The following is a 12153-nucleotide window of genomic DNA, read 5'->3' on the forward strand; positions in this document are numbered from 1 at the left end:
CCATGGACATTATCAAAATAACTCAAGCTGACTTCAACGAATGGCTAGATCTGGCAATGCAACTCTGGTCAGATAATTCAATTGAAGAAATGCACGCCAGTTTGACTACAATTCTTCAGTCCCCTCGTGAAGCTGCATTTTTGGCGAGAGCGGAGGATGGAAGCGCGATCGCATTCATGAATCTTTCGCTACGTCATGATTACGTTCCAGGCGCAACCCAAAGTCCAGTTGCCTACATCGAGGGAATCTACGTCAAAGAAAATTACCGTAAGCAAGGTCTTGGAAAAGCTCTGATTCAATATGCTGAACAGTGGGCGGTTGAACAAGGGTGTACTCAATTGGCTTCAGATGCGCTGCTCGAAAACACAGAGAGCTATGAATTTCATACGCATATTGGATTTGAAGAAGTTGAACGAGTTGTCTGTTTTATTAAGCCTGTGGTTGCGTCTCATTAAGCAGTTTACTTTGATCAATCGATTGAATTTGCCGTTTACCACTTTCTACCATCTTGACCCAACTGACGCTGCGATCGAGTTGCTCTGCTAGCTCAGCCTGACTCCACCCTTTTGCAATTCTGAATTGCTTCAACTGATGCCCAGACTGGATTATTTGGGAAGTTGACAGCTTAGCTGAGTCAGCAGCTTTCCTTGATTTAGACCTAGATATTCGATCGACTTTTGGAGCGGGGTCAAGTTTGTGCATAATGTTGCCAGGGGGATTAATCCAGAGCCGCCCCGTCAGTAAAGGCTCAAAGCTGCCGCGAACTCGTCGCTTGGTGTGCGTTAACTGTTTGTCCTTCGGTGCGTTTGCATCGTCTGTCCAAAATGCGATCGCATCGTCTGGATCATCTGGAATCTGTTCTAATTCTTTTATCGTTGGTGTCTCAACCCAATACTGCATTGGGTAAGTCTTCGCATCAGGGGTAATCTGCCAACCTTTGGAGAGGAGCGATCGTAAAACACAAATCCACTTCCGCACAATGGTTTTTCGTTCTTGCGAATCTGTTCGAGCCGCTTGCAGGGCTGCTTCTCCAAAAGCAACCTTCATCAAGGTTTCGACCGTGATTGGGCTAGACCGATTCACTCTCGTTTTGAAGAGTAACCAGGTGATCAATCGAGCGGCTCCCTCCTGGTGATGCCACATCCCCATCAAGTCATGCAAGATCTGTTTCGACAAAATGCCGCATTCGTAGTAACCTAACTCATTACATCGTCGCTCTTCATTCAAGAAGTACTCTGCCCAATGCCCACATCGGACTTTCAGTGTAAATCCCATCAATTTTTTGCTGCCAATCGGCTTGCCTTGAGCATCCGTGAAGCAGTTTTGATAGTGCAGGATCGGTTCAGCAATCTCCCAAAGCCAAGTTCGACTGACTGAGAACATCGGCACTTTACCCTGAGAGGGATAGGAGATGTAAACCAACAGTCGGCAAGGTTGCTTTGCCCACTCCAACATTTGCTCTAACTTCTGTTGCTTGTTCAGCTTTTTATTGCGATTCAGCCCCAAGTAGTGTTCGAGTTGCACATCACTGAGGACGAAGGATTGCTCCCACGGGCGTTCGAGTTGAGTGGCGTGCGCTGCATAGATCAGATGTAGACAAGCTGCACGAATATCGAACTGCTCAATCAGTGCCAACGCCGCTTCACTTTCCAAGATCGCAGGGTGGTCGGTGTGAAGATCTTCTGTGAGCCAGAATGAAATGTAGCCTTTTCCTTTCGCTACAAGGCTTTTGTAGTGCGGTAAATCTTGATCATTCTGAAGCCAGCCCAAATCTTCGCCTTGCGTCAAGATGTTGCAACTTTCCCAAATGAGACGGTTAGAAGCAAGTCGATCTGTTGAACCATCCGGAAATAAATCTGGACTCGTCGTTGGGCGGGAAAAAGCGGGGTAGCGACCTCGCCGATTTGCATAGTTAGAAGCTTGAGTCATGATGTTCATTGACTGATATTGTTAACGGCGATGAATCCATCCTTGCGGTACTGTTCGAGAAGCTTCGACAATGCTGTATTCTGGCGTTCCGGTAGCAATAGCAATCTCAAACGAATGAAGCTGCGGCTTGCCCTGTGGATCGATCGTTTTGATCAATAGATTGGTTTGTTTTGAAGACGTGACACCTGGAAACTTCAGCGGTTCAATTTGCCGCAGAAAAAGCGTTAAAGCTTGACCCGATGTAATGGGAGTATCCAGCGTATAGACCAGCCTGGACGGATCGGCGAGGACAACGCTGGTGATTTTCTGATTTGTGCGGCTGAAGTCGATCGCTGTGATTCGTCCAGCCCAAACTTTGATTGCGATCGCACGAGATATTGGCGCAACTGTTCTGATTGGGCGAGGATGAGCTTGAGCAAAACCGGGAGCCAGCAGCACAATGCTGAGGGTGAACAATACTGAGAATGGCTTCATGGTTAGCGCTGAATTTCAAAGAAGGATGTGAAGACCAGTGAGACGGGTTGATCTTTTGGAATCGTAAGTATTGGTGCTTGACGGGCTGTTGGGGGCTGCTCGGCTCGTTGCTTTAGGAGATCGACTGTCGTTTCCAGCACACCTTCGATCGCTGCTGCCAACAGATCGGGCTGACGATTCGTGCGGCGTGAAATTTGCGTGTTACCAAAACTATCGCTGCTGATTACGTTCTCTGCTTGAGGGAGATTGATCACCTCGCTAGCTTTGGCGACACCGCTCAATGTTGCGATTAGAAGATCTCGTCCTGTATGATCCTCTGATTTCTGGCTTGCTTGAGCGATTAAAGGTGTGCCATCCCTGCCACGTATCGCTAAACTCCCTGCTGGCAGTTGCTGCTGTTGGATGTTTCCGAGACGATTTCTGTAGACGATTGCAACTGCATTTTGATGAACGAGATGCGTCTGCGGATCAACTTTGACGATTTCAGTTGCAATGAGCGTCCCTTTAGGTAACGCGATTCGATTGTCGATCGCAGGTACGTCTTCTGTAATCTCAACTAAAGCACGCTCTCGGTTACTCTCAGTGGCAATTGCGGGAACAACAACTTTTGCCGGAATTGTAGTTCCGATCGCAATTTGCATCGGCGGATTGGATAAATCGGAAGGTGAAAATTCTGGTTGCCTAACTGAACTTGGAGATGCTACTTCAGAAGGGATTGATCTGGATCTTGCGGCATCAGTTTGAACTGTATTCTCTGTACTCATTGGATTGACCACGACTTCTGGTCGTTCTGTTGCAGCTTCATCTGCTTCTTCCATACCGACTTGAACCATTGGAATCGTTGAATTAGAAGCAATTACTGTCCGTTGGGACGTAGCTGAATCTGTAATCTTCTCCGCTTGCTGCTGTCCTAGTTTTGCTAATGTATTCCACTGAGTGTAGGGATCAGGTGCTTTAGGCGGTTTAACGGCTTGAGTTGCTGCGACTGTGCGAGTCACTACCGGAGTTGGAGCCGAAACAGAATAAACTCTGCGTGGTGGCTCTGGTTCAGTGCTTGCAATGCGTCGAACCGGAGGAGATCGGTTTGGTTCAGTCGCTTTTTGAGTTGACGGTTTCGCGGGTGACTTCTTGGGTTTCGTTTGCGTCGTAGATTTTGCCTTCTCTAGAGAAGTCTGCTGATCTTGAAACGCGAGTTGGCTTTTCAGTCTTCCCTCCGCGTTGGGAACGAGACTGGGGGTTGGTGTAGCTGAAGTCACAGGTTCTGCTGCCGGATTATTTTTAGGCGCAAAGAGAAGGAACCAGATGCCTAACGCACCGCCGCCCAATGCCCCCAGAGGCAAGGCAACACTGGCAAAGCGAATGATCGGATGCTCATAACTGGGACGAGTATCCCCACCTTCGTTTTCCTGAATCAGTTTGTATTGATCGTCAATCAGCTTCTCGGTTTCGTTCGGGCTGTAGCCGACCAATTGAGCCGCTTCTGTCGCATCAATTGAATCAGAGGCGGTTTCCGGCGTAGAAATGACTCGAATTTTATTTTGGAGAGAAGACATAGGCTAATTGGGGTTAAAAGGCTTGATATCGGTAATTTCGAGTCCGGCTTCTCGAATGCTGTAAATGACGCGCTCAACTTCCGTTGCGGTTTTGCCAAGCGGCGATCGCGGAATGTCTACCGCTTCTAGCGTAAAGGTGCGATTAAACGGAATTTCTTCGATTTGTCCGGATTGCTCAACCACATTACGGGTAGCGATCAGATCTACTTCATATTTGCCAAGCGCGATCGTTCTCGGTTCTGAGACGTGGCGAATGAGAATTGTTGATCGTACATTGCCACTAAAGACCCCCGCAGGCGTTAACTCTGAAATCATTCGCCTCGATTCTTCCCGAAAGCTAGAGCCTTCAGGTTTCTGTTTGCCACTCAGCAAAAAAGAAGCGAGATAAGCGGTTGTTGTTAGCTTTTGATTGCCAACTTTCTGCCCCCTATCGGACTGATTGGTTCCAGGCAGCTTGCTTTCCCAACTCCAAGTAAGAGTTGCCCATTGCCGCACTACATTCTTAATCGTTTCAGCAGTGCGGTAGGTTCCAGCCTCCTCACGCATCGCAACTGCACGACCATCGACCAATTGCACAAAGGTTATCTTGCGTTCTGCCAGTGTATTGACGCGCCAACTTAGAAATAGAATTAATAGCGTTTGAATCCCTACAAAGAAGCTCAATGCAGCAAAGCAAAGTGGAAGTAGATTCTTGCTTTCGGATAGCAGGCTCGGCGGCTGAAATCGTCGAATTTGCCTCATAGCCAGACATAGTACGGTTCAGGCATATTTTCCAGTGTCTCTGGTTTGGTTGTCCTCTGCCGTTTGTCCTCTGCTAGATGGGAGGAGTGCAGCGATCGTAACCATAAGTTTTACCCTCCCTGGCCGCTTCAACATGAGTTCCTCCAACGTTCTGGAATTTTGGACAAATAGCAGGGGCGATTACTCTAAGTTGCTGTGCAAGATAAGCCAGCAGTATCGCTGGTTGATTTATGTATCCGATTCGTTCTCACTCTTCTAGAACCGCTGTTTACAGCTTTACGGCGCAGGATTATCCGTGGCTGACCACTTGGACGGCGATGTTAGGCTACTTTCTCTGGAAGGCTCCGATTTTGATGGCATGGTTTGCGCTGCTGCTCCTGCTCATTTGCTCGTTTCGTCGGATTTGCGATCGCTTGCCTTACCGTAAAGGCTGGCGACGGAAAACCTCCTCCCGCAGTTTGCTGGTCGTGTTTGGTGCGATCGCACTTCTGGTTAGTACAGTAATGCCTGCCCATGCGATCTTTCTCTCTGGTATGGAAGAATTCATCACTCAACTTGCATCTGAAAGTGCGGGCGGCGGAGAAGGAATTTCAGAAGAAGCGATCGCGCTTGTATTCAACGTGATTCGGGCTGTATTTCTTCTCTTGGTTGCCGCTGCTGCTCTGTTTGCCTATAACCAGGCGCAACAAGGCAATGACTGGCGACCGATCGCAACCCAAGTGGGATTAGCCTTTGGCATTGTTCTGGGGCTGGACGTAATCACTGCTATCTTCGTCCCGGAAAGCTAACTGTATGAGAGATCCAGACAAGACGTTTATCAAGGTCAACAAAGCTCTGGGCAAAATTCCGAGTATTGGACCGATTCCTGCCAATCAGATCTTGCCTTGGATTAGCATTCTGATTGCGTCCTGGCTCGTCACGATGGAATTGTTCAATTTGGGTTTAGCAGTCTTTTTTGCGATGTCACTTTGGCTAATCTCGACCTGGTGGCTCTTGACTGGAAAACGCGCTTACCACTTTCTCGATCGCTTTAAGTCGCCCCCTGGTCACGATTGGATGACGGGCTATGTTCGTTATCTCCCTTTGCTCCATCGACCTGCTCGCTGCCGAAATAAATGCTCAGCAAGGAAATGAAAAATAAGCTCAAATCAACGACAATTCTCTCTCAAAGCGATCAAAAACAGCAGTTCTATCCATTTGAGAACTGCTTAGATTTGTGCTGTATGGTGCGATTGCTAAAAGATAACCGCGATATTGGTGCGTATTTACTGAATCGAGGTAATCTGTGGCAATTGGTGTTTGGCTTTAGGCTTCAAGGCTTGCATCCTGAACTGACGCGAGAAGAAGTCATGGCGATCGCATCTCAACTCGAAGAGGCAATGAAAGAATGTGCGATCGGAGAATCGCTCCGGTTTTACTTCAGTTGCTTTGCCGATGACACTCAGCGCCAGTACGCTTTAGAGCAATTGATTAGCAGAACGACTGTTCCTTTAGCGATCGTGCTTGGACGCTCCGAGCAAAAGCGGATTCAACAACTCACCCACGAAGGAACGCGACGGCAGTGGACTTCGCTGATCTTTTGCACATATACAATCAATGCTACTGGTCAAGCCCGATGGAGTGATTGGATTAGTAAGCTCTCGCAACGCATGACAAATCTTCTAGATGCCATGCGAGGCGGGAAGCACGAGCAGTCGCAGCAGTTCTTGCACAAGCTGATGAATGATGGGCATGATGCTTTCCTGAACTGGGAAAGGTTACTGAACACCAAAGCTGGACTAGAAATTACGCCGCTTAATGCTGAGGCACTGTGGAACTGGCTTTGGCAGCAATTCAATCGCATGATTGCACCGCCCATTCCTCAATTGTTAGTTTGGCAACCTGCAATTTCAGGAACAGAATTCGTCGAAATTACTCATTCAGAACGACATTCCACCACGATTCTGATTCAAGGCTCTCAAGGACAATCTGCCTGCCCTGAACACCGTCAAAACCGCGAATGTGTTTGGGTGAATCGTCGCGTTGGTGGGCTATTGGTGATGCAAGATGCTGTAGAAGGATGGCTCAATACGCGGACGCAACTCGCAGCGATATGGAAAGCAATGTCTCAGCCTTATGTTCGTGATACCGAAGTTTGGGTTGAGATTGTGCCTGCGTCCCGATTTCTAATCAATGACAACTTAGCCAGAACTGCACGTCAATCTCGTACTGCATCGACTCGCGCACTCACACAGGGACAAGGGCGAGATATTGGGGCAGAGGTTAAAGCGGAAGAGAGTTTTGAGGCTCAGCGTAAGCTTTACCAAGGCGCGATCGCACTCCATGTCGCGGTTGTGTTCACCGTCTGGCGCAATACAACGGATGAACTTGATCAGGCTTGCGAACTATTGGCGCATAGTTTTGGATCGGCGAATGTGGTGCGATCTCGCCATGTCTGCTGGCAGGTCTGGTTACAAACCTTGCCGATTACCCTCCAACGGCTTCTAGAATTCAACGGACTGCTGGATACGGAAGATCGACGACTAACGCTCGATAACGAAACTGTAGCTGGAGTACTACCGCTCACCGTGCCACGCGATTTAGACTCGCAAGGTATCGAGTTCATCACAGCAGGCGGCAAGCCGATTTATATTGATCTGTTTGAGAGCCAAACGGTTCATGCTTTGCTAACTGGACAAAGCGGTTCAGGAAAATCGGTTTTGTTATCGCAATTCATCTTTCGAGCCTTGCTCTGCAACATCCCAATCGTTGGAATGGATATGCCCACTTCGGCAGGAGAATCAACTTTCAAAACATTAGTGGAAGCATTGGGATCTGAGCGTGGCGCATATATCGACATCCGCACTGCTCATGACAATCTATTGCAGCCACCTGATCTAAGAGCGTTTCGAGGGGACGAATTCGATTCTCGGCTCAAATCTTGGCGAGAGTTTGTGAGGCAAGCGCTCAATACGATCGTGATGGGCAAACTGCATCAACCACACCTTGCTCAGCGAGTGGATGACTTGTTGCTGCAAACCCTGGATGTATTTCTCGAAGATACTGATATTATCGAGCGGTACAATCTAGCATTCCAATTCGGTTGGCAGTCTTCGGAATGGCAGCAGATGCCAACGCTGCATGATTTCCTACGATTCGTCTCGAAAGAGCGGCTAAATCTAAACTCTTTTGAAGCGATCGATGCTCAAGCGATTAATCAAATTCGTGCCCGACTTCAGGCAATTCTGGTTTCTCCTCTAGGCGATGCAATTGGGCGACCCAGCAATGTGTCTCCAGAACCGTTCATGAAGTTTTTCGCATTGACGGGACTGACGAATGATTTTGATTCTCTCGCGTTGTCGATCGTGGCGCATGGCGCTTGTATTCGCAATGCGCTGTCGCATCCAAAAAGCTTATTTGTCGGCGATGAGTTATCGACACTGCTGAAGAAAGATGGGTTTGCCAAGGTGGTCGGTGAACTTTGTGCGACGGCTCGAAAAGATGGAATTTCGATTCTGCTGTCGTCGCAAGACCCGGATACGATCGCAGCCTGTTCTGCTGGAGCAATGATTCTACAAAACTTGACCTACCGCATTACTGGAAGGTTAGTCCAGAGCGCATGTGCCTCGTTTCAACAATATCTTGGCTATCCGCTCGAAACGATTGTTCGCAATGCTTCAGAAGCCTATCTACCGCGCCGATCGAGTTTGTATTCCTGCTGGTTAATTGAGCGGAGTGGACGATTTTGGGATAGCCGCTACTACCCCGCAGAGATGCTATTGGCAACGGTGGCAAGTGGAGAAGACGAACGGGCAGCCCGCGATCGCGCCCTCACTCAATTTCCCATCACAGAAAGCGGCAGAATTCGAGGTTTAGCAGCTTTCACCCCTATCTATGTTGCTGCTCTGAAGGAAGGAAACGGTTTTACTCAAATTTGAAGGAGATCAAAATGCGTTCATTCAATCGAAAATTACTCATCACAGTTCTGATTGCAGCAGCATTGAGCATGCTTCAAATTCAACGTGCGAATGCTCAATTAACCGATGCGAGTGGACTACCCATCAGTACTGATGGCTTTGCAGGTCCGCTCCAAAATCGCTTCAATATCAGTAGCCAGATTCCGAATCGTTGGTTAAACATTGCCAAGTTCTTTGGAGTTGAACAAGGTACGATCGACCAATTGCTAGATTCTGCGATCGCATCCCTCGGCATTCCCGATCTAGCCCAACTCACTGCCAATATTACTCAAGGCAATCAAGACCAAGCACCACCGACACAACTCGCAGCCGCTCTGGAAAACCGAAGCAATGAACCGAGCTTCAGCATCAGAAACGATTTGTCTCGCACCTCAGAATGGAATGCAAGCCGGGGCACAGCTTATGGCTCAACACTGAGTGAACAGGCTCAAATCCGAGGTCAGCAAAAACGAGATGGAGTCAGCCAAGCCGTTCAATCTAATCGGTTTCTCGCAGATGAATCCCAAAGTTTGGATGTGACTCAGCAGATTCTTCAAAATGTCTCGGCTCAGTTGGGACAGCAAGCTGAGGTTGATGCGGCTTTGTTTGATGAGGCTGAACAATCGCGGATCGATCGTGCTCATGATCTGTTGTTGCAGTCGCAGATTGCAGAGTTAACATTAGGGCGGAATGTGAGCGATCGCAGAACGGAAAAAGCAACAGCAAGATCCGTGACACAAGGAATCGCGTGGCTCAATCTTCCAGGGAGCAAATCTCTAACCGCCGAAACAACCTCACAGCGTCGTTCTCGCGCAGAATCGAATCCTCCTGTATTAAGTTCTACTTTAGGGGAGTAGGAGTCGGGGTGTGATGCTAACGATTGCTCTACTTGCACAACTCCCCGGCAGTAATCAAGCTGGAACTGCCGAAAATACAATCATCAATACGCTGGAACTGAGTCGTGCCACTTCTGGTGCCTGGGATCAGGCGTGGCAAACGATTTTTAGAACCAGTGCGGCATCTGGAGAAGTTGGGTTGTGGCTGGCACTAGTCCGATTTGCTTTGATCTTGGGGGCAGTGTCGATTCTCTTTCTAGCACTCAAAGAAGGCAAGGAAATTCTCGCTCGTCAATCTTGGTCAGATCTGGTCACGATGTTTGTGTATCCGCTAGTCGTCATGTTTTTCTTATCTGGAAACGGTCAGCTACTGGCAAACACCGTTCTTCTGATGCGTCAAGTAGCGACCGTACAGATTCGTGAAGTGCTAGAGATTCAAGTAGGCGGATTGACGTTCAATCAAGCGATTTCTAATGTAGCGCTGTCACAGGCAGGTCGAACCCAAATTGAAGCCATTTACTTGGAATGTCGAGATAAAACCGGAGATGCACTGATTGCCTGCTGGAATGATCCGGCGAAGCGAGAGGCGGTAGAGCGGATTGTGAGTGCGGCAGAACAGGCGAATCAAGGAACACTGAATTCGCTACAGAGATTTGCTCAAGCCATTCTGAACGGAGGCGAGGGCATCAATGTCGCTGAATTTATTACGGTTCCCCTGCTCAAGCTGGTCGAAACACTCCTTTGGGCACTGACTTGGGCGTTTCTGAATGCGCTGGAAGCTGCATTGCTACTCACGGCTCTATTTGCTCCGATCGCAATGGCATTGAGTGTCCTTCCACTCGGCAGTAAACCGATCTGGGCATGGGGCATTGGCTTTATGTCCTTGTTTGGGATGCAACTCGGTTGGAATCTGCTCGTTGGGCTAGTCGCGTCAATTTTAGTGATCGCGGAGGCCCAAGCCATCTCAGACCTGGCTTTCCCTGTTTTCATTGCTATCTTTGCGCCTGTCTTGGTTACGTTCGTTTCCGGTGGTGGTGGAATTGCGCTCTATAACGCCTTGAACAATTCAGGAGGTGCAGTGTTTAACGGACTCTCTAATCTCACGGGTGCAGTTACGTCCCTCGTCATTCGCCGGATGTAGGAGGACTCATGGTTGCCACTACGCGAAAAAGCCGAACTCGCAATGCCTATGCTCATCTCACCGATCCAGCACGATTGAAGCACGTTTACAATACGCTGGCAAAAGCGCTCTCTGCCGCTCCGGTCGGTGAGTTGTCGTCGTGGGAAGAGGTGAAAACGCACGTTGAGCAGTTTTCACAGACGACCGGAAAAGCCCCGATCGGGATGGAACTGTGTGAGCGGGATGGCGAAGTGTGCGGTTTCCGGTTCTACTTGCAGCAATATCCCGATGAGCGCACCAGTGGCTCTTATCTAGTGAAAAACCTCAAAGCCGCTGGAATTAATTTACCTGTGGAGGATCACTATTTCACGCCCTCTTCCCTCTCTGCTGTGCTGGGTTTAGAGCAAGCAGCTACCTTAGATGAAGACATGGGTTTAGAGGATGATGAGCTATCAAGGATCGATGAAACTTTAAGTTCAGTGGGATTGATTGATGAAGCGATTACTCCCCAACGGACTCAAACTGCCGATCAATCTCGTTCTCAACGAGGTTCCACTGTTCAACCAAGAATGCAATCGCCTGATTCTGTCACTGCAAATGTATTGGATACTGCTAATTATGCGAGTCAAGAATTGGCAAGAAGTAATAGCGCTGGCATTGATGGCATCAATTTAGCAGGAGGAACGAGTCAGTTTGCAACAAGTGCGGCGGCGGTCGCCTTTGCTTTGATGAAAACGTTGGATAATCCGGATCAGAGATATCGATCGCGCCTCAAGCGGATTGCCCATTTTGCGACTCAACAAGCAAATCGGCTGGATCAGTTGTTCGATCGGGCTGAGGAATTAGAAGTCGCGACTGAACCTCCTGAAGCACCCGCAAACCTGCCTGAAATTGCTGAACCATTCACAGAAGCAGCAAATGTCCTCACTCGTCAGACCAACAAGCTATCTAAAACGCTCGATTCATCGCTCTCAACATTGCAACCGCTCAAGCTGGATCGACAAACTGCGATCAAAGAGCAACTGAATCAGATTGAAGAATACTTGCAACAGCTTTCACAACGCTTAGATCAACTCGAAGCCATGATGATACGGTTAGAGCAGCAGGTTACGGAGCAATCTGAAGTGATAGCGGCATTCCAAAAGGAACAAAATTCAGGATTAGACGTACTGGATGCGCTTGTGGACGAGCAACCAACTGTTGATCATACGATCGCACTGCGGATGATCGAAAGTTTTCAGCAACAAGTTCAGTTTGGTGATCGCGCCATCACATTTGCTTGGACAGACGGGGAAGGAGAACCGAAGTATGAGTTTGATGTAACAGAGCGCCAAGCCGATGGCACACAATCCATGATTGGTCATAGCGCGAAGAATAGGGAGCTAGTCTTTGCGGCAGTGTTGTCTGAAAACAAGTCACCTCAAATTAATCACTGTTCCATTCCATCCGCGGAAATAGAATCTTTGGCTCAGGATTTGGCTCCCGAAGCGCTTGAACAGCCTGAGCCGATGCGACATCAGCGGCAACGACAGCTTAACCGCCAACGTCTCCCGGAGTTATAACAG

Annotated in this window: 11 protein-coding genes; 7 read left to right on the forward strand and 4 right to left on the reverse strand. The window is 48.6% G+C overall.

All coding sequences use genetic code 11. The annotated features are described in order from the left end of the window. Positions 1-2 precede the first annotated feature (2 nt). On the forward strand, positions 3-455 hold the full coding sequence (gene aac(6'), locus J0L70_RS23945) for an aminoglycoside 6'-N-acetyltransferase (protein WP_287456188.1): 453 nt from the start codon (positions 3-5) through the stop codon (positions 453-455). Here aac(6') and J0L70_RS23950 read toward each other — a convergent pair. From J0L70_RS23950 to J0L70_RS23965, 4 genes are read right to left on the reverse strand one after another with little or no spacing between them, the layout of a single operon-like run. Next, a complete protein-coding gene (locus J0L70_RS23950; RefSeq protein WP_287456189.1) occupies positions 430-1929 on the reverse strand; it encodes a helix-turn-helix domain-containing protein in 1500 nt (499 codons plus the stop codon). The genes aac(6') and J0L70_RS23950 overlap by 26 nt on opposite strands. A gap of 21 nt (positions 1930-1950) precedes the next feature. After that, positions 1951-2403, reverse strand: a complete 453-nt coding sequence (locus tag J0L70_RS23955) for a hypothetical protein (protein ID WP_287456191.1) — start codon at positions 2401-2403, stop codon at positions 1951-1953. A 2-nt stretch (positions 2404-2405) separates the two neighbouring features. After that, the gene (locus tag J0L70_RS23960; protein WP_190649441.1) at positions 2406-3956 is read right to left on the reverse strand and encodes a TraB/TrbI/VirB10 family type IV secretion system protein; all 1551 of its coding nucleotides are present in this window, start codon (positions 3954-3956) and stop codon (positions 2406-2408) included. A gap of 3 nt (positions 3957-3959) precedes the next feature. Continuing rightward, positions 3960-4697 (reverse strand): hypothetical protein, encoded by a 738-nt coding sequence (locus tag J0L70_RS23965; RefSeq protein WP_190649443.1) that lies wholly within the window; start codon positions 4695-4697, stop codon positions 3960-3962. Positions 4698-4927: 230 nt separating this feature from the next. On the opposite strand from J0L70_RS23965, the gene J0L70_RS23970 reads away from it, so the two are divergent. From J0L70_RS23970 to J0L70_RS23995, 6 genes are read left to right on the forward strand one after another with little or no spacing between them, the layout of a single operon-like run. Continuing rightward, positions 4928-5485, forward strand: a complete 558-nt coding sequence (locus tag J0L70_RS23970; protein ID WP_199329366.1) for a hypothetical protein — start codon at positions 4928-4930, stop codon at positions 5483-5485. 4 nt (positions 5486-5489) lie between these two features. Next, positions 5490-5831, forward strand: a complete 342-nt coding sequence (locus tag J0L70_RS23975; protein WP_190649446.1) for a hypothetical protein — start codon at positions 5490-5492, stop codon at positions 5829-5831. Continuing rightward, positions 5828-8614: a putative type IV secretion/conjugal transfer ATPase gene (locus J0L70_RS23980; RefSeq protein WP_190649448.1), complete on the forward strand. Its 2787-nt coding sequence runs from the start codon at positions 5828-5830 to the stop codon at positions 8612-8614. The genes J0L70_RS23975 and J0L70_RS23980 overlap by 4 nt, the downstream gene beginning before the upstream one ends. An 11-nt stretch (positions 8615-8625) precedes the next feature. After that, positions 8626-9489 (forward strand): hypothetical protein, encoded by an 864-nt coding sequence (locus J0L70_RS23985; RefSeq protein ID WP_190649450.1) that lies wholly within the window; start codon positions 8626-8628, stop codon positions 9487-9489. A gap of 10 nt (positions 9490-9499) precedes the next feature. Next, positions 9500-10609 (forward strand): hypothetical protein, encoded by a 1110-nt coding sequence (locus tag J0L70_RS23990; protein ID WP_190649451.1) that lies wholly within the window; start codon positions 9500-9502, stop codon positions 10607-10609. A gap of 8 nt (positions 10610-10617) precedes the next feature. After that, positions 10618-12150, forward strand: coding sequence for a hypothetical protein (locus tag J0L70_RS23995; RefSeq protein ID WP_190649453.1), 1533 nt, complete (start codon positions 10618-10620; stop codon positions 12148-12150). Positions 12151-12153: the final 3 nt, after the last annotated feature.

The organism is Leptolyngbya sp. UWPOB_LEPTO1, from assembly GCF_017302695.1.
In the GTDB taxonomy this organism is placed as follows: domain Bacteria; phylum Cyanobacteriota; class Cyanobacteriia; order Leptolyngbyales; family Leptolyngbyaceae; genus Leptolyngbya; species Leptolyngbya boryana.